Here is a 23,156-nt window from a genome sequence, read left to right as displayed (position 1 = left end):
GCATATTGTCACTAGATATAAAAGCGTTATTAGGTCACTCTATGAAAATCGTGTAGGCACTCATTCCTTTGAATTTATAGGGCGTGAACCCCACATGCTTCTTAAACAGTTGGCAGAAGTAGGAAAAGTTCCCCAATCCAACAGCCTCACCAATATCTTGCACGGACATATCTGTTGTTCGCAGAAGCCAACAAGCTTGTCGGATTCGACGTGCGGTCAAATATTCGGTAATGGTGCTGCCGATGGATTGATGAAAGGTAGCAGATACATGATTAGGCGTCAAGTGAACAGACGCTGCGAGTTCTTCAAGCTTGAAGGGCTCCATGTAGTGCGCTTCAATCCAAGCGAGCATTCGCTCGGCAGTTGATGAGCTTCTACCTGAAAGATGTGGCACAGAATCGGATCGCTTCTCGGAATCGGTACGAAGCTGGTGTATGAAAGCCGCGAGGAAGAGTGTCTGCTCTTCCAGCAGTCGCTCGGGTCCTCGTTCCTTGGCCGCATCGAGTCTAGGCATGTAGCTGCGAAGTAAGACTTCAAGCTCCGGAAGACTTTCACTCCGGAATGCCTGCGGCATAAGCGGATCCTTCCATAGCTTCATGAGGAACTCGCGCAGCGTTGGAAAAGTAGAGAGCGCTGCCTCTAGGATAGCGGGCTCAAGGACGAAAAGCGAGCGGATGTAGTTGTCTTGTGGCAGATTGTGAATACGAATGCGATGTAATTGAAAGGGTCTAAAGCAAAAAATAGAGCCGGGTTTCAGCTCGACAATTTGTTGTTCTATTACGACGATCCCAGTGCCTTCATGCACGACAAGTAGCTCCATTCCCTGATGAGCATGAAATACTTCTTCGAAGGCGTGTGTTCGATCTTTGAAAAACGATAATTGCACCGGGTGCACGTTTAAGTTCATGTAATTCATCAGCTTCATAAGAGATCACCTCATCGTATTCTAACAACATTTTATCATAAGAGGCATAAACTTTTATGTTCTTTTTTTTGATACGATGGAGTTAAGTGAATGTGCAACTAGGAGGAGACACGTAACATGTTGAAACAACGTTTAAAAGAGCAATGGGAGCATTATCGCGGTTCCTTAGGCGGTGTTTGGGAGGTGTGGCGTTCAGATAAGCTGCAAAATCATTATAATGTCCCGTGGGAATCGGTCACGCTTCCACACACGTACAACGGGACCGATGTGATGGATCCCGATCATAAATATTATCAAGGACAAGGCTGGTATCGCAACAAATTGGAGGTACATAACCCTTATCCGAAGGGGAGAACGCTGCTGCATTTTGAAGGCGCAGGGCAACGCACGGATGTGTATGTCTATACGGAAAAGGTGGATTCCCACCTGGGCGGATATGACGAATTCACAGTGGATATTTCGGAAGCGATAGAACGATCGAAGGAAATCGAGCGATATGCGGGGCGTGTGCCGATCGCGATTGCTTGTGATAACAGCCGAGAATTGGAGACGATTCCTTCGGATGCGAGTGATTTCAATCTGTATGGCGGTGTATATCGCTATGTGAATCTTGTTTATGTGCCGCAGATTTCTTTGGCTCAGGTGCATGTGGAGACTGTTGTGGAAGATGTGTCTGCACAATCAGCTCGAAGTGGGAAAGTAAAAGTACGAGCTAAGTTGTACAATCCTGATCAGCTCGCGGAGAATATTAAGCTCACGATTGTGTTGAAGCAGCAAGATGGAACAATTGTCGGCCAAACGGAAATTTCTTTACCGGCGTGGCAGGATGAGATGGAGATTGCGACCTTAGAGGTGGAGAATCCACATCTATGGTCCGTCACAGATCCTTATTTATTCGACTGCTCCGTTGCCCTCGTCTGTGCGGATGGCGAAACGACAAGTCAAGAACGGTTCGGCTTCCGAACGTTTGAATTTGTGAAGCAAGGTCCGTTTAAGCTGAACGGCGAGCGTCTCTTGCTGCGCGGTACACATCGGCATGAGGATCATGCAGCAGTAGGGGCTGCGATGACAGAGGAAATGCTGCGTGAAGAAATGCAACTTATTAAAGACATGGGCGCGAATTTCATCCGCCTAGGACATTATCAGCAGTCTCGCATCGTGCTGGATCTATGTGATGAATTGGGCATTCTCGTTTGGGAGGAAATTCCATGGTGCCGCGGTGGATTAGGTGGTCCGGAGTATCGTCAACAATGTATCGATATGCTAACGGCGATGATTGAACAGCATTACAACCACCCTTCCGTGATTTTATGGGGATTAGGCAATGAGAACGATTGGGAGTGCGATTTCGATCATTTTGATCAGCAAGAGATTCGCACTTTCATGAAAAAGCTGCACGATCTGTCGCATGAGTTGGATCCAAGCCGATTAACTGCGATCCGTCGATGTGAATTTTGCAAGGATATTATCGATGTGTATTCGCCTTCCATTTGGGCAGGCTGGTATCGTGGTGTATATACGGACTATGAATCAAGTTGTCTGACGGCTTTTGAGAATGTGGATTCTTTCTTCCATATGGAGTGGGGAGCGGACAATTTGCCAACTCGGCATGTGGAGAAACCGTTCACGGGCTTTGCTTTTATGAAAAAAACAGATGGCGTCACGGATGAGCGTGATGGGGATTACTTATTAACGGGGGGCGAACCTCGCGTATCACGAGATGGCGATTGGTCGGAAACGTATTTCTGCGAAATGATCGATTGGTACTTAAAATCGCAGGAGAAGATGGATTGGCTGACGGGTGCGGCGCAGTGGTCTTTCAAGGATTTTGCGACACCGGTACGGCCGGATTCACCGATTCCGTATTTGAACATGAAGGGTATCGTCGAACGTGATCTCACGCCGAAAGAAGCTTTCTATGTGTTCCAATCCTACTGGTCAGACAAGCCGATGGTTCGTATTTATGGTCATACGATGCCGATTCGCTGGGGCGCGGAGGGCGAACGAAAGCTGATCAAAGTGTACTCGAACGCCGAACAAGTTGAGCTTTTTCTAAATGGAGAGAGTTTGGGTGTGAAGCAGCGCGATTCGCAAGATTTTCCATGCGCGGGTCTTCGCTGGGAAGCGGAGTTGACCGCGGGTGAGTATCATGTACGTGCGGAAGCTTTCAGCAACGGAGAGATTGTAAGCGACGAGCTGCAATTCACGTATCAATCGGATGCGTGGGGTGAGCCGACAGAGATTCAAGTAAAGACGGAATCTTTAGAAGATGGACGCGTTTACGTAGAAGTCGGTGCGTATGATGCAAATGGAATCTTTTGTCCCGATGCAGCTAGGTTTGTCCGTTTTGGGATAGCTGGGGATGGGAAGCTGCTCGATAATCTCGGTACGATTCGTGGTTCGAGACAAGTTCAGCTTGCTAGTGGGCGCGCAGGAATTTATGTAAATCCGACTGGTGGGTTGCCTGCGGGCATGACGGTTACGGATTTCGTAAGTGCAGGTGGCCCAGCATCATCACTGGCTTCCTTAGGGACTAGAGATGTTCAGCGGAAATACACATCCGTTGTCAGTGCTGCATGTGAAGGTTTGTCTACGGTAACAGCAGTCATAGAAGTTGTGAAGTAACCATTTTGAGGAGGCGTATAAAATGAGTGAACTTATGAATGCAGCAAAATGGCATAACGCACAGAAGCTAGAAGATATTTTGCCGGAAGTATGGAAAGAGCTGCAAGTGAAGGTTGATCGGATGATCGAGCAAATTGGGGAGAAATCTCCGCATGTTGCCAAAGAAGACGGCGTTTATGATGATATGCGGATCGATTGGTGGACGTCAGGTTTCTGGCCGGGCATTCTTTGGATTATGCATGAGATGACTGGACAAGAGCACTACAAGGAAGCAGCCTGGGAGTGGGATGGCAAGTTTGAGCAAAAAAGTATTCAAGATAATAATTTTCATCATGACGTCGGTTTCCAATACTTGCCGACAGCGGTCATTAAACATAAGCTGACAGGTGATAAAGATGGTTTGCGTCGTGGACTGCAAGCAGCCAATTTCCTGGCAGGCCGATTCAACATCGCAGGTAACTTCCTTCGCGCGTGGAACCAAGACAAGTTAGGTTGGTCGATCGTCGATTCCACGATGAATCTGTCCATTTTATTCTGGGCAGCCGAGACGACAGGGGACCCGCGCTTTGAACATATCGGAAGAGCACAAGCCGACACGGTTGTTCAGAAGTTCATCCGGGAAGATGGCTCCGTGAACCATATCTTGAGCTTTGATCCGAAGACAGGCGAGCTGATTGAATCGCTTGGCGGTCAAGGTGCCGGTCCGCAATCGGCTTGGAGCCGAGGCGCAGCGTGGGCCTTGCACGGATTGGCCAATGTGTATCGCTTCACAGGAGACACAAAGTACTTAAAAGCAGCTCAGCGCGTGGCGAATTACTTCTTGGCATGCCTGCCTGCAGATCACGTGGCACACTGGGATTTCCGTGCGGATGCGTCGCTGGATAACGAGCCAAGAGATACATCTGCCGCTTCCTGCGCAGCTTCCGGGTTGATTGAGCTAGCGACTTTCCTGCCGCCAAACGAAGGTGCTATGTATCTCCGTGCAGCAGAAGAGATGCTGCTTTCACTTACAGTGAATTACGGTACGTGGGATAAGCCCGAACACCAAGCTATTCTACTCGAGGGAACAGGGAATAAACCTGCTGATTCGAATGTGAATGTTTCGCTCATCTATGGCGATTACTATTACGTTGAAGCGCTTGCTAAGCTGGTCGGTTGGAAGCAGCGGATATTTTAAGGAAGTGAAAAATGAGCTAAGCGGCATGTTGCGCTTAGCTCATTTTTTGCGAAAAGGGCCGAAGTCTCATGCCCCCTGCACGCTTTAGTGATGAAAAACATCACTAAAGGCGCGAAAAGGGCCGGAATTATCGGTCCCCGCACGCTTTAGTGATGAAAAATATCACTAAAGGCATGAAATGGGCCGAAATCCCATGCCCCAGCATGCTGTAGTGATGAAAAACATCACTACAGGCGCGAAAAGGGACCAGGTAACCCACTTCTCCACGCTGTAACGATGAAAAACATCACTATTGGCGCGAAAGGGACCAAGTAACCCACTTCACCACGCTGTAGTGATGAAAAACATCACTATTGGCGCGAAAAGGGACCAGGTAACCCACCTCTCCAAGCTGTAACGACGAAAAACACGCTTACAGCCGCGAAAGTGCCTGAAACCCCCACCTCTCCACGCTGTAACGATGAAAAACATCACTACAGCTACTTCACTACCCACTCCACTCAACTTGCGATATTCCGCGGTAGTGCTGATTGTAGTTTTCTTAGCGGAGCTTGGAATTCCTGTGATCAATGAGAACCAAGAATTAGATCAATCATTAACAGGGGGACACCCAAGATGTCTCCGACAGGACCCAAAAGATCTACCTTTCAGCTTAACGCTGGGGCGGATCTTTCGTTTTATAAAAAAGCATTACTTTGTACTAGTAAAGCTTACCCCGTGCTTTCTCGCAAGTGCATAGAATCCATACACAGCTGCAACAGCGATGAGATAAGAGACAAAAGTCCATCCAATCGTCCATCCATGTTTATACTCAACTTTACCAACTACATACGCGATTGATTCAAGGCAAGTTAAGATGATCGCAAGTAAAATCAGGACAACCAGAGGGTGCTTCTTCTTAAAATCAATCCAGTAGATGCCTACACAGCCTGCAAAGGGATAGAGTCCAATGTCAAAAGGAAGTGCAGAAATCGTTTCATCATCTTCAATTTTTGGTGTGAAATCCCAAAAATCTACGTGATAGCCAATCGCATTAATAAGCGATGAGATGATGGCAGAAGCGGGAAATATGAGAATGGCTATGGTTGGAGCTTTTTTAAACCAGGCAATCCCGAATAACCAGGGAACAACAAAGCCTATTAGGATATTAATGAAAATACGTCCCACTCCTCATGATCGTAGATACTCTTAAGTATGACCCGTCTATTTCGGACTTAAACTCTCGTTAACGCCTATAAGAATCAAACCTGCTGACGTACATGAAGATATGTTGCGGAAAACTGGATTTTTGTTATGTCAAGTAATCGCTATATCCATGATCAAATGTGGAGGAGTTAATAATTTGCCCAAGGTCTGGCACGATTATTGGCTTTCCGCCGGACCAGGCTATGGCGGTGGCTGGCATTCTCCAGTAGGTGTGATGCGCAAAGACGCCGTGCCTGATGGTGGAGGAGTCCCTGGCAGTAATCCGCAGCATAGTTGAAGGCAAGTCCTGTGTATAAAGGATCCATCCTGATCAATCATGCTGATCCGATTGCGGCTGCGAAGGAAATTGATCGTATGGCCAAGCACCCGGACATGATTCAGGTTATCATGTGCAGCGGCTCCCGTATGCTGTTCGGTCAGCGCTTTTTTCACCCGATATATGAAGCTGCTGAGCGTAATGGACTGCCTGTCGCCGTTCATCCAGGTACAGAGGGAAGAGGGATTGCAGGAGCTCCGACGCCATCGGGCTATCCTACATCGTATTTGATTAGCACAATATTTTACCAATCAATTACATGTCTCATGTCAATAGCTTAGTGTGTGAAGGGGTATTCGAAAAATTTCCTAAGCTTAAATTTGTTGCCATTGAAGGTGGGTTAGCTTGGCTTCCGCATCTCATGTGGCGAATGGATAAGAATTTCAAAGGTCTTCGAGATTTAGTGCCTTGGCTCAAAAGATTACCATCCGAATACATTAAAGATCATATTCGTCTAGTAAAAGGCATCGAAATCGGTGTCTTCCTTGTAAATGGGAGTTACTATGCATGGCGTAATATGTGTCCTCATGTGGCTGCTCCTGTCTGTGAAGGTGTCGTGTGCGGGACACGGCTGCCCTCCTTATTTTTATGAATATGAATATGGCCGGGATAAGGAAATCTTGCGTTGTCCATGGCATGGTTGGGAGTTTGGTTTGAAGGGTTGCAAGCATTTGGTCGAAGGCGGCGTGCAATTGCGAGGTTATGAGGTAGAGGTTGAGGGGAGCGAGATCTACGTGCTCATCTAAAATCCGTGCAGATGTAGTGAGCTTAGGAGGTTCGAGCTTGGTTTCTTACATGAGGGCAACTCAAGTTAAAGCAGGAGGCAGTAAGGTGCCGGAGGGAAAACGCATTCCCATGGGCTGGACGGCAGTTGCGATAGGTGAAACAAGTGAAGAACGTGTACGACTTGTATAGAACAATGTGGGTAAAATCGAACAACACCTCGCTCAGGATATTTCCTGACGAGGTGTTGTTTTCGTTAGTCCTGAATGACAGTTATTGTCTTTTCTCCGCCAACATAAATGGGATTCGTGCGCGGATTAAGCAGCAAAGATCCAGACCCAGCGCTAACTTTGAGCTTTGCGAGTGGCTTTAGGCTGCTGCCATGATAGACGTTGAGTGGAACTGCACCTGTTTCCGTTGATTCTGAAACGAACAAGTGGTTTGTTCGCGGATTAATCAGCACATCCGAAAAAGCAGGTACAATTAACGAACCGATGACCTTATTCGTTCTGTTATTTACTACAAACAGCCGTCCCTTCACGGAAATTTGTGCACTCGAGATATAGACTCGACACGTTAGGGGGTTGAGCGTAATTTCTCTTTGTCGTCTTCCGAGTTGAATCTTACGGACATGGAGGGTACGCAAGTTGACGACAGAGCTGTATCTACTGAGATTATTAGCAATATAAAGTTGATTTGTTTTCCTATCAAGAACTGGTGTGATGACAGGATTTCTTCCGACTTTCAGCGTAGCAATGATCTTACTGGTATCTCCGCGGACTACGGCTAATGTATCGGTGGTTGTATTCGTTACGTAAATTCGATTCGTCAAAGCATTGACTAGTATTTGTGAAGGGCGTCCTTTGAATGGAATTTTGCTGTGTATTTTATTGGTAGCTCCGTTCAGTACGACGAGATTGGCGTTCCGCGAACCTAAGGAGATCGTTGAAACGTATACCAGATTCGTATGTGTATTGACCGCGATATGATCGCTGCGTTCACCAACCTTGATGGTAGAAATAACACGGTTCGTAAGGCCGTTGATAACAGAAACGGTGCCATCGTAAAAGTTGGATACATAAATACGATTCGTACGCGTATTGACAGCCATGTAGGAAGGCATTTTACCAATTTGAATGGTGGTTATGATTTTGTTGGTTTTGGTATCCAGAACACCAAGGTGGTTGTCACCTTGAATAAAATATAACCGACTCGTTAAGGGATTGATAGCGAATTGTACAGCTGGACTGCTGACGGGAATAGTTGCAATTAGGCGTGGTTTGGTCAATGAGATTCTAGGCTTTGTAACGCGCACAGCTTTACGGATAATCATAAAGACTCCCCTTCCTCAAGACATGTGGTACTTCAATCATATTCATGACCACGCTAGTAGGGAACTGGTAGACTGAAGTTAGCGTATCGGCGCACAACTTTTGAACCGTTTCAGCGTCAAAATTGCATGAGTACGATTACGAACGACTATCTAAGGAGGCATGGTAATGGCACACAAGTTTACTGGAATTGAACGCATCGGGGATATAAAAGCTAATCTTGGCGAAGGTCCCGTCTGGGACCATACGACAGGGCAATTAATCTGGGTGGATATTAATGGACAAGCGTTGCATCTGTATAAACCCAAAGACGGAAGCAACCGGACAATTACATTGGATCAAAAGGTCGGAGCCGCCGTGCCCAGACAGCAAGGTGGCATGGTTCTAGCTTTGGAGCGAGGTTTTCATCTGTTAGATTTGGAAACCGAGACATTAACACCCCTTGTTGATCCAGAGAGTCATTTACCAAATAACCGGTTTAATGATGGGAAATGTGATCGAGCTGGCAGGTTCTGGGCAGGTACGATGGCACTAAGTGAGTCGGTCGCAACAGGTTCACTATATTGTCTGGATATCGACAGAACCGTTCGTACCCTCGAGGATGGCTGCATTACGGTATCCAATGGACTAGGCTGGAGCCCGGATAATACCATCATGTATTACATCGATTCTCCGACGAAGAAAGTCGTAGCCTATGACTATGATGGTGAGTCAGGGAGCATCTCCAATCCGCGCACAGTTGTTATCATTGCAGAGGATGAAGGTTTTCCAGATGGGATGGCTGTAGATAACGATGGCATGTTATGGATTGCGCAATGGGGAGGCTGGCAGGTAGGGCGGTATAACCCCGCGACCGGGGAGAAAATAGGCTCGATTGCAGTTCCTGTGGAGAGAACAAGCTCTTGCGCATTTGGCGGGGAGCAAATGGATGAATTGTATATCACGACGGCTAGTGTAGGAGTCAGCGATGAGGAAAGCGTGAATCAGCCTCTTGCTGGTGCTTTGTTTCGAGTAAAGCTAGATGTGAAAGGCCCACAGGCGAATTTTTACGGGGGTTAAGTTTAGTCAACTCAAAAAGAGTTAAGCGCATGTACGCTTAGCTCTTTTTTCTATTGTTGTGGCTACGTTGTTCTTCCTGACCTCTTTCTATACGTACGAGTCGACGACTGTTAGGAAACGAACGTTAGAATCCTTTCAAGATTTATCACAAAGTCTATCGAATACCTTAGATACAGAAATTAAAAAGATGGAACACTGACGTATGTGGGTGGCAAATTAGATAAAGATGTCATCAAAGCTGAGATTAATCACTTTAGTAAATATGCTGTGCTTGAAGTATCCAAGACATACTCCGATGTGCCTTCCAGCCATTGGGCTTCCTATGTGATCAAGGAGCTAGCTGCTAAGCAGATCGTTGAGGGTACGAGTGCGACAACCTTTGAACCTGAACGCAGTGTTACTCGTGCCGAGTTCACAACGCTTCTAGTGAGAGCTTTGAAGCTTTTGGGGCTGCGGTCCTACAATAGGGTAACTAAAAGGCTGATCTGTGTAGTAGAGGTTTCTACTAGCGGTCAGCCTTTTTTCATGCCGAGTATTGCTTGCGAAATCGAAGTGGTGACATGCCAATAGCGGCCTTGAAGCAATTCGAGAAGTATGGCGCATTAAGAAAGCCAATATGTTCAGCGATTCGCGCGATGGACCACTCGGTTTTGATCAACAGCAGCTTCGCCTGCTCAATTCGGTAGTCGTGTAGATAGGCCATTGGCGTGCAATTATAGATTTCTTTCATACATCTGACGATATAGTTGGGGTGAAAATGAAATTCAGCGGCTAGTGAGCTATTCGTCACATCTGATTGATAATGTTGGCGCAAATACGATTCGACTTTGTCGGCGAGTATCAGGGCAGGTGACGCATCGTTGCGGGAATGTCCAGCATCAAGGAGACGTAGCAGTTCCATGAAAAGCTGCTGCTCACTCCAATATGTCTCTGAACGATGGTGAACCGAGTCGGTCAAGAGTTTGCGGAGATGACGTTCGGCAAGCGCGAACTCGGGTGGAGCACTATATTGCGGGATGCGGATCCGATACGGATTTTCCCAAGACTTCCTAACTTGTTGAGGGAAAGCAGTTCCTAGATCCTGATCCGATGTCTGCTGCCAGGCTCCTTGGAAGTCGAAATGAATCCAATAGAAAACGGTCTCGCTGTCACAGCCTTTAACGGGATAATGGTAGCGATCTGGGAGCAGTAATAAGGCTTGACCCTCCGAAACCTCCCATTCCTTGTCATCTTCGCCGATATATAAGGTCCCTTTGGTCACCCAGAGAAGATCAAAAATGCCCAGATGACGTCGACTTGGATGCATTTCCCCTGGACGGTAGGTGGACAAGCCAATCATGAGGTAATAGGGCAGCGGTGGTAGTTCCATCCAGATATGGCTAAGTTCGCTCATCGATTCGCCTCCCCTGTGAAGTGTTAAATTTTATATAAAATAAGTTGGGATTATTTATAGTTACTCTTTATTCATAAGGATAAACTGTAAGTAGTTGATAATCAAATGTTATATAAAATTGGATGACAAGAGGAGAGTTTACATATGGTGAATTCCACACACATGCAGGCTGCTATCACGAAGATACGCATACAAGATGAATTCTGGAATCCGTTTATGGAGCTTGTACGAGGCACGGTGATTCCGTATCAATGGGATGCTTTGAATGATGCGATTGCGGATGCGGAGCCTAGTCATGCTATTCGCAATTTCCGTATTGCAGCAGGGCTCGAAGAAGGAGTGTTTGGCGGTTTTATTTTTCAGGATAGCGACCTTGCCAAGTGGCTTGAAGCAGTTGGCTTTTCGCTGGCAAACACGCCAGATCCTAAGTTGGAACAAACGGCAGACGAGGTCATTGATTTGATTGCCAAAGCTCAGCATGAGAACGGTTACATAAATACGTATTTTACGATCAAAGAGCCAGGTCAGGCATGGACGAATTTGCATGAAGCGCATGAATTATATTGTGCGGGTCACATGATGGAGGCCGCTGTTGCTTATTATGATGCGACGGGAAAAAGAAAACTGTTAGATGTCATGTGCAAATTTGCTGACTATATTGATACGATTTTCGGTCGTGAACCTGGTCAGATCAGAGGCTATGACGGCCATCAAGAAATCGAGCTTGCACTCGTTAAACTTGCTCAGGCAACGGGGGAAGAACGCTATGTGAAGCTGGCACAATTTTTCATTGATGAGCGCGGTTCTGAACCGAACTTTCTAGTTGAAGAATGTAAAGCAAGAGATGGTTACAGTTACTGGACGCAAAAGAAGCAACCGATTCCGACAGTAGCGCAAATGGCGTACAATCAAGCAGATAAGCCGGTTCGCGAGCAGCAAGTGGCCATCGGTCATTCGGTGCGCGCGGTTTATATGTATACAGCCATGGCCGATCTTGCCAGATTGACCGGAGATGAGTCCTTGCTCACGGCCTGCCGCCGCTTATGGGATAACACAACCAAGAAGCAGATGTACATCACAGGGGGTATCGGCTCAACACATCACGGTGAAGCATTCACTTTCGATTATGATATGCCCAACGATACGGTTTACGCTGAAACGTGTGCCTCAATTGGACTTATTTTCTTTGCTCAGCGAATGCTGCAACTAGAAGCGAAGAGTGAGTATGCGGACGTCATGGAGCGCGCGCTGTACAACAATGTTATTGGCAGCATGTCACAGGATGGCAAGCATTATTTCTATGTGAATCCGCTGGAGGTTTGGCCCAAAGCATCGGAGTTAAATCCATCTCGCCATCATGTCAAAGCAGAACGGCAGAAGTGGTTTGGCTGCTCATGCTGTCCTCCGAATGTGGCACGCCTGCTTAGTTCGTTGAACAGTTATATCTACACATCTTCACCGGTGCGAAATACCGTCTACACACATTTGTTTATCGGCAGTGAGGCTCGCTTTGAGCTTGCTGTTGGCGAAGTTGCATTTACCCAGCAGTCAAAGCTTCCATGGGAAGGTTATGTGAGAATAGAGCTAACGTTGGCTCCGCAAGATCCGTTTACACTTGCGCTGCGCATCCCGTCTTGGAGCCAGGGTGGAGCGGTTATGAAAATCAACGGAGTACGGACAGCTTATGAAACCGTGGATGGCTATGCATGTGTTGAACGGCAATGGGTGCAAGGGGATAACGTGGATTGGGAACTTGCAGTCAAGGCGCAGTTGACGATCGCTCATCCCGCGATCCGAGCTAATGCTGGTAAAGTTGCGATTGAACGCGGACCTCTCGTTTATTGTTTGGAAGAAGTGGATAATGGTACACCGCTAGCCACCGTATCGATTGATGCCATGCAGAAGCTGCAAGTGAATTACGATGCAGGTTTGTTAGGAGGAGCCGTTGTGATTGAAGCGGAAGGTCATGCCAATGAGTCCGCTTCTTGGTCGGAGGATACGCCGTATCGTCCATTTACCCAGCAGGAGGTTTCAGAGCGAGTGAAACTGAAGGCGGTGCCGTATTATCTCTGGGGCAATCGAGGGGTAGGCGAGATGACAGTTTGGATACGCAAGGGCGGCGTGTAAACCTTTGTGAATGACTGTAAGTCCTTCGGAGATGAATCCGAAGGACTTTTTACTGCGTTAGCACGGGAACCGCGTGGATCTGGTGCTGGTGGATATGACTTGGGCGATTTTTATGCTCTCCCGGGGAAAATAAATGGATTTCCTACAGCTAAAACTCTCGTTTTTCCGAGCAAACGCAGAATAAATGGAAAATCTACAGTTAAATTTAACCAATTTACCTGATCTGAAGAAAAGTGGCAGAATTAGCGACATGTTTTCCATGTAAATCGAATTTTCGAGCAAAATTCGCGTAAATAGCTGCATATTTTCCATTTAAACAATTTGAGTAGCGCACAAGCCTCTCCAAACCCTCCAAACTTACCAACCCCCACCAGCAAAGTCCGTCAACAAAGTCTGTCAAAAATGTCCACCTTTTAACGCCGCCATTGTTGTCCCGTCCGTATCCGGCACTTATTCTTCGTGCTCTGGCCTTCCGTCAAGCCAATCATCCAGCGTAGCCACGCGTGTTGGATATTTGTAGCTTCTGGCTAGGAAGCCGATGCCATGTTGAACCATAGGATCCTGATCTGTAGGCTGATAGCGCAGATCAACACTCCAGCGAACCGTATCGGACATGTTAGGGGTGGACATATGGAGGCAACGATCATTGAACAGAATTGCGCTTCCTGCGGATACAGGCAGGGCGACGGTTTCCGTTTTGCCAAGCTGACTATCTTTGAGCGCTGTATACCCTGTTCCAGTGTGCGTTTCACGATGCCACTTGAGCACACGTTTACGATGTGTTTGGGGCTTGATATGGAGGCAACCATTGACTTCATTCGCATCGACAAGCGGGATCCAGACGGTAATAACGGGATTTGCATTCGCATCCGGCCAATACGATTTATCTTGATGCCAAGGAACTGCGCCAGCGGCTACTTTCGGGACCTTCGGCCGCACGTTGTATACCGGATTAGCGAATAGCTCTCCACCAATTAATGATTCTACCGCGTCCAAAATTTTCGGATTGCTCATCAAGGTGAAGTACCCAGGGATACGGTCGCGCCAGCTTCTGCCGTATTTCAAGAAGTTTTCGGCGGATAGATCCTGAAATAGCTCAGCTAGGCGATTTGGAAAGGGCCGATCTTCAAGCTTATCCGTAATAAGTCCATCCGCGAACAGTTCGTCCGCAATCATCGATACCTTCTGAGTCATCGCTTCACGCGCAGAGGCTAAATCTTCCTCCGACAATAACTGGGGGATGATGAGATAGCCTTGTTCCTCATAAAACTGCGATTGCTCGTTAGTTAAACTTCCGCTTATATTTTGCTTGATCAACCTACTCACCCTCCAACAAGTGTTGTAATATAGAAAATATAACATGTCATGTGCTCGTTGTATTTGCTTCACTGTTCGTCAATTGATCAATTCTTCCGATCATTCCTATAATCAATTTACTAAACGAATGCGAGGGTTACTATGACTACTTTATCTTCTGTGAGTCCCTATGTAAGAATGGGCCATTATTATCAATTTCCAGTCGAACGAAACCAAGCTGAGATGGGCAGGATCGGATACTGCTATGCCTTTCATTTCGTTGCCGGAGGCAAAGGGACAGTGTCCGCCAAGGGGAAAACATACCCGGTAAAGAAAGGTGATCTGATCTATTTTCCACCTGAAGTGGGTCACTCCTTTTACGCTCATCCTGATCATCCTTTAGCCACCTACAACTTGTATTGTGATCTCTGGAATTATCAATTGAGAAGTAGTCAACATCTCGTTTGGAATGAGTCTGACTTTAATCATGACTTGCTAACGCACATTGTTCCGTGTTCAGAGTTGGCCATGCTACCTGTCGTTACGCCCATCCAGCACGATGCGTCGCTTGGTCAATTATTCATACATGCCGTGACCCAGTCCATGAAAAGTGACCACTACTCTGAATTAATCGTAAGCAATCTTCTTAAAGCATTCCTTCTAGCGCTTGTACAAATTGCTTCAACGCCACACTTCATCGATTACCGTATCGTTCCGATTATTGAGCGAATGGACAAGGAAGCGAACGCAAGTCGAGGTTATGACGAATGGATGAGCCAATGTGGCCTTCGCAAAACGCAATTTCATGAGCTATTCAAGCAAGCGACAGGCATCTCGCCCAAAGCATACTGGACCAAATCCATTATGAGGCAAGTGGAAGCAGCTCTGTGGGAAAGCAACCGTTCCATAACGGCCATTGCGGAGGACTTCGGGTATTCATCGGTCCATCATTTTACCAAACAATTCACTCAATTTCATGGTGTTTCGCCAACAGAGTTCCGGAGGAGGAAAAATTAGAGTTAATATGTGATATGGTTCCTGTACCATAAGTTAGTTCAATATCGGCTTAAATAACTAGTATGTTACGATTTCTTCCATAAACTATAATTTGTCTTAGAAATGGAGGGAGGGACCGCCAATTTGGTAAGCGCTTGCATTTGACAAAGCGGGTTGATTGGAAGCAATATGCAATGATTTTCGAATTCGACTAAGGAATGATGGAGGAAAAATGAAAACAAACGTTATGAAGAAGAAGTTATCCGCAGTCATGGTATCCGTCATGATGTTCTCACTGTTTGCTTCCGTCGATTTTGCTTACGCAGACGCCACTACACCAACTACTTCTACTACAACGGCAACGACACCAGCGGCAACAACGATGGACACGGCATCCAAGTTTAAAGCTCTCAAAGACAAAGGTATTTTCGATGGTTCCGACGAAGCAGGGTCAGCTGAACTCGATAAAGAGGTGACGCGGGCTCAGCTTGCCAAAATCTCCGTTTTGTTGAATGGTCTAAAGGAAGATGTTCCTTCCAGCGCCATATATACAGATCTGGCAGAAACAAGCTGGGCGGCAGGTTATATCGGTGCAGCAACCAAAGCGGGCTATATGCAAGGTGTGGAGAAAGATCATTTTGATCCAGCCGGCCTAGTCACGATCGAACAAGCAGCTTCTGTACTTGCACGTGTTTTCAAGCTGGAGGCAGATGAAACCGAAACGGCCAAAGTGAAGGGCATCGTGTCCGATTGGGCGAAAGGGAATGTGGCTTCTGTGATTAAAGTGGGGCTCTTGGCGGATATGGCTGATTTCACCAAAACAGTGAATCGCGAGCTGCTTGTCAATGCCGCATACGCTGCTTATCAGCTGATTCAAGCCGGAGGTCCCGTTGTGTCCAAAGTTTCTGTGGCTGACTTTAGAGCTACGGGCGCTAAAACTCTCGTGGTCAAATTGAATGGCTCACTCGCTGACACGAGTAAGTTGACGGTTTCCATTCTTCGTGGCTCCATTACAGGATCAGTCGTTACAGGTGCTCAGAAGTGGAATACCAACAAGAACGAAGTGACGATCACGTTGGATACGAAAATGACAGAAGGCCTTTATACGGTAAAAGTTGAGGCTGTCAAAGATGGCGGTTTAACGGTGGATAAAGCAACGGCAGAAGTGTCTGTTGGCAACGAGAAAATCACGCAAATTGACTTCACGACACCGTCGGATAAAATTGCTCAGGGCAAAGTCAAACTGACTTTTAAAGCTGTGAATCAGTATAAGGAAGTATCCGATCTGAGTGCAGCCGTATTTACCATCAATTCAAGCCTAGATGGAGATGCCATACCTGCGGGTGATTCACAGTCAGTCATGCTCGATGTTACCCATGCCGTCTACAGCAACAAGTTGCGTCAAGACTCGCAAGTGATCGTCACCATCATGGCTCCGGATTACTCCGTGACAGCCAACAAGACGTTTACGGTTGGTGAATTGCAGTCGGTAAGCAAAGTTGAACTGAGCGATGTTGTTTATGTGAGCGGGAAGACGAAATTCGAGGCTGGTGATCTGGTTTCGGTTCCTTACAAGGCTTATGACCAATATGGTTATCCCGTTACGGATTTGGATATTTTAACAAACAGTACATTAACAAGCTCCACAGCAACAGGTGTAATCGACATGTCTGCAACAAGTCCTGCAAGAGGATTTGACTTTATTGCTGACGAAACCGGAGATGGCATTCCCGAGTTGAAGGTCAAAGCTGCTACTAGCTTTACTAATTTCAGCATCCAGGATGTCACGCTTACGTTGACGGGACTTGGATCAGGCCAATCCGTTTCCAAGGTGATGAAAGTGGCTGCTTCCAAAGCGCCTTATGAGATTAGTATAGGTAACTTCCCGAATACGGTAGCCGTGGGAGACGAGGATTTCTACTTGCCAATCGTTGTCAAAGACCAAGGCGGAACGATCCTTACGACAGATGAAATTGTAGAAAATGCCGATAAGATAAGTGTATTTGGATTATCAAACGGCAGTATATCAGTTGGCGCCAAGGATTCACTTGGCAGACTAATTGGCGGAATCGAGAAGAGTGGTGCAAATAGAGGTACAATTCGCGTCTCCGATTTAAAAACGTTATCAGACGTAAATAAAGGTCCGTTAACGATTAAAGCTGCGCTCCTCACAAGTGAGAAAACGGCTGTGAATAGCACGAATATTGTTGCCAAGCGTTTTCCGAAAACCGTGTACTTTTCCGTTGTACCGAAACCTAAGATGCTTCCTTCGCTCGAAATGGTGAATGGAAGAACGGAGAATGCGTTCCGTTTGAAGTTCAAAGATCAGTATAATGAAGATTTTGATCGCGATTACCGAGGCTATTCGATGAAATTATCTTTTGCCAAAACGTCTGGTACGGTTACAGATGCAGTTTATGTACTCAGAGGAAGTACAACTGCCTTCTTGGACGCAACTAAAACTTCTTTTATCGTAAGAGGTGTAGATGGCACGGTAGAAGGTTATGATTCAGGTAAAGTGTCAACTGATTTCGGTTATTATCGGGATCGCGATTTCTTCTTTATTGCCAAGGTTGGCGATAACAATGAAGGTACGTACCAAGTTACAGCTCAGTTGTATAAAGGGGATGAGGCTGCGGTTGCTGCAGGATCAGCATCCTTAATGTCGACAGCGATTGGTACGACGCAGCTCCTGAAAGGTCGAGAAGCCAATAACTTGGTGTATACACTGACACCATTTGCTAATGGCATTTATGCTGTCGATAAGGTTAAGGATACGCTGCAAGGCTCACTTACGAATGTCATTAATAACGTTTATTCAACAGAAAGTGTATCTTTAGAGAATATGTTCTCGGGCAAAGTTGTACTCACGGCCAAGGATGCTAACGGCAATATTGTTCAGCTCCCGAACAACACGATTCAACAGTTGAAATCGGTCACGACTTCCAATACGAGAGCTTCTTCCATTGTGAATAAGCCAAGAGCTGATGGTGCTGTTGCAAACGCTCCTGACGGGTATGGGATTCGTGGTAAGGATGCTGGAACAACTAGCATATCCGTGCTATTCAAACCGTCTAACTACACGGGTAATAAAGTGGCTTTCCTTGATAACATCGCCATTAAAGATGATCCTTTAGTCGTTAGCTCACTAACAGCAACTTATAATGGGAAAGCAAGAATTATGGGATTGTCACAGCTGAAAGCAGGCGTTAACATCTTTACAGGTAACACCATCGATACGGTGGCCAAGAAATTGCTGCTGAAACAAACGTTTAGCAATATTACGCTAATGGATCAATATGGAAACAATGCCTTTAAAAACAGCTCTGTGATCCGTGTAGCACCCATTTTCGGTATTCAAATCTTTATTAGCAATGTCAAATGGACGAATGATAACATTGTACCAGATTCAGGATATCTCGCAGTTGAATCCAATATTACAGGTGTTAACAATGTGAATGGATTGTCTAACCAGCCTTATCCTTTAGCAGGAGATGAAACCGCTGGCTATACCTATCCATCCACAGACGCGGATATTGGTGCAACCGCTGGCGGTAAAGTCGATCCTACCGACTGGGTATTCTCCACCATCAATAGTAAGATCAGATTATATCGCGGAGATGCGAAGTATATCTACAAACCAGCAACATCAGCGATTGATGGAACACCTGTTGAGGTGGCTTCCTTCACAGCAACAATGATTACGGCCAACGGGAAAAGCATTTCGCTTGATGTGTACCCGGATCCATCGAAGTAAGGTATCAGAGGCTATCTCAAGAGTCAATTTTGACTTTTTGAAATAGCCTCTTTTTTCGCTAATGACCGATGAGTAATAAACCTGCTTCCCGCAGCTAACTGGATTTTCTCCATCTATTTGAAGTGGAATTCTCGAATTTGAAAGATTAACTGTATTTCATGTAGCTAAATTCCTTCGATTTATTCAATTCTTCAAATTTCATACAAATTAAATGTACTTTTTCCATCTATTCCTCAAAATACCTCAGATTTGAGCAAATTAGCTGTAGTTTATACATCTAAACACGAATTGGCAGTCACCATGATTTCACAAGCCTCAAACCAACGACAATCCTACCAATCCAACCTCAAACCAGCCTCATTCCTACGCCCAACCTCAGTATGCGTCGAACACACGATTCACAGTGGATTTGGATAACTGAACACAGGGGCATTGTATCGAAAGGAACGTAGATGCGCTATTTCGGCGAAATGATCATCACCTCTTGGCAGTCAAGTTGTCATAGAAATTATCCGCGTGAAGTAAGGATAAATAGACCAGAAAGGGGCGAGAGACGATGGGAACAACGGATTCAAATGAGTCCTCCTCAGCAGCAAATATACGCTGGCATTTAGGTGAAGGAGCAGGAATCGTCTGGGACATTCATCTCGGACATCTTGCCCACCAGGATCATGTCGAAATGAGTGGGAAAGAGGTTTCCCTCATCGTGATGTATGGTGTAGATTCGGAAGGTGGCGTTATTTTAAAACGTAAAGTCGTATGGCCTGGTTTGCGCACGATTCCGAATGATACACATGCTAGTTTAATGGAGGCATTTGGACAGGAGCTTTTACCTTGCATGCGTGTTGGGGGTCGATTAGTTCAAGAAAAGTTGTTTAGAATCACGTTCGACGGGATCCTGCAGTTGGCCTCTGTATCCGATCAAGGGGTTCTGGTCCGTAGAACTGTATTTCCAGCGATAGATAAACCATATGCACTAGAACGCGTAGAAGTTCAGAATATGACGGAGGACAATGTGCAGCTCGAGATTGGACGGATTGCATGTGTATATTATCGCAGAGGTACCAAAGGGGTCTATATGGTGGAAGCGGGTCATGATGCGCCATCAACCGTGGAGCTGAGAGCAGGGGAGACGCTGGAATTCAAGAGTTGGATCTGTGCTTCGACATTGCAGGGATCCACTGAAAGTCTCGACGTGTTATACGAGGAAAGGAAGCGGCGGGAATTCTTGAAGGAGATCGGTTCGTCATTGCAGCTTGAAACGCAAGAGCCCCATTTGAACCGGATGTTTGATTTGGCCAAAATCCGTGCAACGGAGAGTATTTTTCGCACCAAGAACGGTTTCATGCACTGTCCCGGTGGCGGATCCTACTACGCGGCAGTATGGACGAACGATCAGGCGGAATATGCGGGTCCATTTTTTCCTTTTTTAGGCGAACAAGATGCAATAGAGGCATCCTTGAATGCCTATCGACTTTATATGCCGTTCATGGGACCTGACTTTCATCCCATACCATCCTCTATCATCGCCGAAGGCGTAGATATTTGGGAGGGGGCGGGAGATCGTGGGGATGCGGCGATGTACGCCTATGGTGCGGCGCGGTTTGCGCTGGCGAGTGGCAGTCGAAGAATAGCCGAGGAGCTATGGCCAGCTATTGAATGGTGTCTGGCCTATTGCCGGCGGAAACGAACCCAGGCTGGCGTTGTCGCATCAGATTCGGATGAACTGGAGAATCGCTTTCCAAGCGGCGACGCCAATCTGTTCACTTCGTCGCTTGCGTACGGTGCTCTTCTTTCGTCCGCTCACCTTGCGCGAGAAGTCGGGAAAGCGGAGCAAGCCCCACGCTTAGAGGAGGAGGCGGCTGAACTGCGACAAGCGATTGAATCCCATTTTGGCGCAAACATTGAGGGTTATGAGACCTATCGCTATTATGAAGGAAACGACATTCTGCGTTCGTGGATATGTGTCCCTCTGACAATGAATATCTTAGATCGCAAGGAACAGACGATTGCAGCTTTACTCTCTTCGCGATTGTGGGTAAACGGCGGAGTTGTCACACAGGCGGGGGAAACCACCTACTGGGATCGCTCCACTTTGTATGCACTTCGGGGCATTCTCAATGCGGGTGAAACAGAGCTGGGGATCACACATCTGCTCGAATATTCGCGGAACAGATTGCTTGGCGAACATGTTCCCTATGCGGTTGAGGCATTCCCCGAGGGTAATGGGCGGCACCTCTCTGCGGAAAGTGCGCTTTACGCACGAGTCATTGTCGAAGGTTTATTCGGCATCGTGCCCACGGGTCTTCATACCTTTTCCTGTTCGCCTCGAATGCCTGAACACTGGGGCACTATGGCGCTTCGTTCAATTCGAGCGTTCGATTCATGTTTCGATTTAGTCGTTACCCGTGGTGAGGAAGGGGTATTACTAACATGTGTGACGCTCGAGAAACAGGAAACTTATCTTTGGGATCAAGGTAGCCCGATAACAATTCATCTGCGGTAAAAAAGGAAAACCGAAGGGTCACTTCAAATAAAAATCGTTTGAAATCTTCCCTACACCGTTCGAAATTTGGTATTATCTATTATGACGAAATCTTCAGGACCTATGGAAATATTTTAATTTCGCATGAAAATAGGTTATGATAGGGAATGAAATCATAATAGAAAGTGGGATCCATAGTGGGACGTAAATGGAATAACATAAAAGAGAAGAAAGCTTCGAATGATGCAAGTACGAGTCGTGTGTACGCGAAGTTCGGCCTCGAAATTTATGTAGCAGCACGCAAAGGTGAGCCAGACCCGGAATCAAACCGTGCGTTGAAAGTCGTTCTTGAACGCGCCAAAACGTATAATGTACCGAAAGCGATCATTGATCGCGCCATTAATAAAGCCAAAGGCAGCTCTGATGAAATTTATGAAGAGCTTCGTTATGAAGGCTTTGGACCTAATGGCTCCATGGTCATTGTGGACACGCTAACGAATAATGTAAACCGTACCGCGTCAAGCGTTCGTGCCGCATTTAGTAAAAATGGCGGTAACATGGGGGTAACGGGTTCCGTTGCGTACATGTTCGACGCGACAGCGGCGATCGGAATTGAAGATAAAAGTATAGACGAAATTATGGAAATTCTGATGGAGGCGGACGTAAATGTTCGTGATCTTCTTGAAGAAGAAGACATGGTCATGGTGTATGCGGAGCCCGAGGAGTTCCACGCTGTTCAAGAAGCGCTCAAAAAGGCGGGCATCACGGATTTCGCAGTTGCTGAGTTGACGATGATTGCTCAAAATAACGTTACGTTATCCGATGAAGGACAAACCCAATTCGATAAGATGATTGATGCTTTAGAAGATTTGGAAGATGTTCAACAAGTGTATCATAACGTGGAATAGGTATACGGATGCATAAAGAGGAAGCAGCTTCGATCTCAGATCCTAGCTGCTTCCTTTTCTCATGTTCAGTTAGACACAAGTGGGAAATATAAGCGGATACATATGAGGCAAAACAAGGAGCATACCGGAACTCAGCTGGAACTTTACATCGAATCATGGTGAGTATATGGGCGAGCATGGACTTGTCCATAAAAACAACCTGTATGAGACCGCTTATCGTGTACCTATGCTGATGCGTTGGCCTGCAAGTATTCCACAAAGGGTAGTTGTGGATAAGTTAGTAAGTGTCGTCGACTTCCAGCAAACGATGGCTGGATAAATGGGAGTGGCAGCGAGTGGTCAAGAGCAAGGAAGAGATGCGTCACCTTTCTTGCGTGGAGAGGATCCAGCATGGCAGGATGAAGTGTTTGTTTAAGGACAAGGGGAACTGAAGATTCGCCCTTTAATGTCCTTGCTGATATGTGGCATGTTGGTTGCGAATTGAGCCGGGGGGTTGGAGTAGAAGCAGGAGTAGGAGTAGGAGTAGGAGTAGGAGTAGGAGTAGGAGTAGGAGTAGGAGTAGGAGTAGGAGTAGGAGTAGGAGTAGAAGTAGAAGTAGAAGTAGAATTAGAAGTAGAAGTAGAAGTAGAAGTAGAAGTAGAAGTAGAAGTAGAAGTAGGAGTAGGAGTAGGAGTAGGAGTAGGAGTAGGAGTAGGAGTAGAAGTAGGAGTAGAAGTAGAAGTAGAAGTAGAAGTAGAAGTAGAAGTAGAAGTAGAAGTAGAAGTAGAAGTAGAAGTAGAAGTAGAAGTAGAAGTAGAAGTAGAAGTAGAAGTAGAAGTAGAAGTAGAAGTAG

At 46.4% G+C, this 23,156-nt stretch carries 21 protein-coding genes; 16 read left to right on the top strand and 5 right to left on the bottom strand.

Annotation, left to right across the window (positions count from 1 at the left end; genetic code table 11):
- Positions 1–34 precede the first annotated feature (34 nt).
- Entirely contained in the window at positions 35–925 is an 891-nt protein-coding gene (locus AB4114_RS03055) for a helix-turn-helix domain-containing protein (RefSeq protein ID WP_441987077.1), read from the bottom strand.
- A 117-nt stretch (positions 926–1,042) separates the two neighbouring features.
- Here AB4114_RS03055 and AB4114_RS03050 point away from each other — a divergent pair, with 117 nt between their 5' ends.
- Complete coding sequence (locus tag AB4114_RS03050) at positions 1,043–3,550, top strand: glycoside hydrolase family 2 TIM barrel-domain containing protein (protein WP_441987076.1); 2,508 nt, start codon at positions 1,043–1,045, stop codon at positions 3,548–3,550.
- A gap of 22 nt (positions 3,551–3,572) precedes the next feature.
- A complete protein-coding gene (locus tag AB4114_RS03045; protein WP_441987075.1) occupies positions 3,573–4,727 on the top strand; it encodes a glycoside hydrolase family 88 protein in 1,155 nt (384 codons plus the stop codon).
- Positions 4,728–5,417: 690 nt separating this feature from the next.
- Here AB4114_RS03045 and AB4114_RS03040 read toward each other — a convergent pair.
- Positions 5,418–5,894: a CBO0543 family protein gene (locus AB4114_RS03040; RefSeq protein WP_441987074.1), complete on the bottom strand. Its 477-nt coding sequence runs from the start codon at positions 5,892–5,894 to the stop codon at positions 5,418–5,420.
- A 175-nt stretch (positions 5,895–6,069) separates the two neighbouring features.
- Between AB4114_RS03040 and AB4114_RS03035 the strand changes: the two genes are divergently transcribed.
- Genes AB4114_RS03035 through AB4114_RS03015 form a run of 5 tightly spaced genes read left to right on the top strand, consistent with a single transcriptional unit; the run spans position 6,070 to position 7,164 of the window.
- Positions 6,070–6,210 carry a hypothetical protein gene (locus AB4114_RS03035; protein WP_441987073.1) on the top strand — a complete coding sequence of 47 codons (141 nt, stop codon included), beginning with the start codon at positions 6,070–6,072 and terminating at the stop codon, positions 6,208–6,210.
- 11 nt (positions 6,211–6,221) lie between these two features.
- The gene (locus AB4114_RS03030) at positions 6,222–6,530 is read left to right on the top strand and encodes a hypothetical protein (protein ID WP_441987072.1); all 309 of its coding nucleotides are present in this window, start codon (positions 6,222–6,224) and stop codon (positions 6,528–6,530) included.
- Positions 6,509–6,841 (top strand): amidohydrolase family protein, encoded by a 333-nt coding sequence (locus tag AB4114_RS03025; RefSeq protein WP_441987071.1) that lies wholly within the window; start codon positions 6,509–6,511, stop codon positions 6,839–6,841. Before AB4114_RS03030 ends, AB4114_RS03025 begins: the two co-directional genes overlap by 22 nt.
- Positions 6,753–6,995, top strand: coding sequence for a Rieske 2Fe-2S domain-containing protein (locus AB4114_RS03020; RefSeq protein WP_441987070.1), 243 nt, complete (start codon positions 6,753–6,755; stop codon positions 6,993–6,995). The genes AB4114_RS03025 and AB4114_RS03020 overlap by 89 nt, the downstream gene beginning before the upstream one ends.
- 37 nt (positions 6,996–7,032) lie before the next feature.
- Positions 7,033–7,164 (top strand): hypothetical protein, encoded by a 132-nt coding sequence (locus tag AB4114_RS03015; RefSeq protein ID WP_441987069.1) that lies wholly within the window; start codon positions 7,033–7,035, stop codon positions 7,162–7,164.
- Between the two features lie 64 nt (positions 7,165–7,228).
- On the opposite strand, the gene AB4114_RS03010 is transcribed toward AB4114_RS03015, so the two are convergent.
- On the bottom strand, positions 7,229–8,305 hold the full coding sequence (locus AB4114_RS03010; protein WP_441987068.1) for a YncE family protein: 1,077 nt from the start codon (positions 8,303–8,305) through the stop codon (positions 7,229–7,231).
- A 166-nt stretch (positions 8,306–8,471) separates the two neighbouring features.
- Here AB4114_RS03010 and AB4114_RS03005 point away from each other — a divergent pair, with 166 nt between their 5' ends.
- Positions 8,472–9,362, top strand: a complete 891-nt coding sequence (locus tag AB4114_RS03005) for an SMP-30/gluconolactonase/LRE family protein (protein WP_441987067.1) — start codon at positions 8,472–8,474, stop codon at positions 9,360–9,362.
- Between the two features lie 204 nt (positions 9,363–9,566).
- Positions 9,567–9,932: an S-layer homology domain-containing protein gene (locus AB4114_RS03000; protein ID WP_441987066.1), complete on the top strand. Its 366-nt coding sequence runs from the start codon at positions 9,567–9,569 to the stop codon at positions 9,930–9,932.
- On the opposite strand, the gene AB4114_RS02995 is transcribed toward AB4114_RS03000, so the two are convergent.
- On the bottom strand, positions 9,886–10,755 hold the full coding sequence (locus AB4114_RS02995) for an AraC family transcriptional regulator (RefSeq protein WP_441987065.1): 870 nt from the start codon (positions 10,753–10,755) through the stop codon (positions 9,886–9,888). The two genes, AB4114_RS03000 and AB4114_RS02995, sit on opposite strands and share 47 nt — an antisense overlap.
- A gap of 144 nt (positions 10,756–10,899) precedes the next feature.
- Here AB4114_RS02995 and AB4114_RS02990 point away from each other — a divergent pair, with 144 nt between their 5' ends.
- The gene (locus AB4114_RS02990; RefSeq protein ID WP_441987064.1) at positions 10,900–12,882 is read left to right on the top strand and encodes a glycoside hydrolase family 127 protein; all 1,983 of its coding nucleotides are present in this window, start codon (positions 10,900–10,902) and stop codon (positions 12,880–12,882) included.
- Positions 12,883–13,332: 450 nt separating this feature from the next.
- On the opposite strand, the gene AB4114_RS02985 is transcribed toward AB4114_RS02990, so the two are convergent.
- Positions 13,333–14,199 (bottom strand): phytanoyl-CoA dioxygenase family protein, encoded by an 867-nt coding sequence (locus tag AB4114_RS02985; protein ID WP_441987063.1) that lies wholly within the window; start codon positions 14,197–14,199, stop codon positions 13,333–13,335.
- Positions 14,200–14,340: 141 nt separating this feature from the next.
- On the opposite strand from AB4114_RS02985, the gene AB4114_RS02980 reads away from it, so the two are divergent.
- The 6 genes from AB4114_RS02980 to AB4114_RS02955 form a co-directional block, all read left to right on the top strand.
- On the top strand, positions 14,341–15,195 hold the full coding sequence (locus AB4114_RS02980) for an AraC family transcriptional regulator (RefSeq protein WP_441987062.1): 855 nt from the start codon (positions 14,341–14,343) through the stop codon (positions 15,193–15,195).
- A gap of 211 nt (positions 15,196–15,406) precedes the next feature.
- On the top strand, positions 15,407–18,931 hold the full coding sequence (locus tag AB4114_RS02975; protein ID WP_441987061.1) for an S-layer homology domain-containing protein: 3,525 nt from the start codon (positions 15,407–15,409) through the stop codon (positions 18,929–18,931).
- A 556-nt stretch (positions 18,932–19,487) separates the two neighbouring features.
- Positions 19,488–21,437, top strand: a complete 1,950-nt coding sequence (locus AB4114_RS02970) for a hypothetical protein (RefSeq protein WP_441987060.1) — start codon at positions 19,488–19,490, stop codon at positions 21,435–21,437.
- Between the two features lie 176 nt (positions 21,438–21,613).
- On the top strand, positions 21,614–22,324 hold the full coding sequence (locus AB4114_RS02965) for a YebC/PmpR family DNA-binding transcriptional regulator (protein WP_441987059.1): 711 nt from the start codon (positions 21,614–21,616) through the stop codon (positions 22,322–22,324).
- A gap of 121 nt (positions 22,325–22,445) precedes the next feature.
- A complete protein-coding gene (locus AB4114_RS02960) occupies positions 22,446–22,643 on the top strand; it encodes a sulfatase/phosphatase domain-containing protein (protein WP_441987460.1) in 198 nt (65 codons plus the stop codon).
- Positions 22,644–22,804: 161 nt separating this feature from the next.
- On the top strand, positions 22,805–23,156 hold a 352-nt coding region (locus tag AB4114_RS02955), incomplete at its 3' end, for a hypothetical protein (RefSeq protein ID WP_441987058.1).

This window comes from Paenibacillus sp. 2RAB27 (assembly GCF_052115445.1).
GTDB lineage: Bacteria > Bacillota > Bacilli > Paenibacillales > NBRC-103111 > Paenibacillus_E.
The sequence above is the reverse complement of the archived record's forward strand: the minus strand, read 5'-3'. Positions and strand labels throughout refer to the sequence as shown.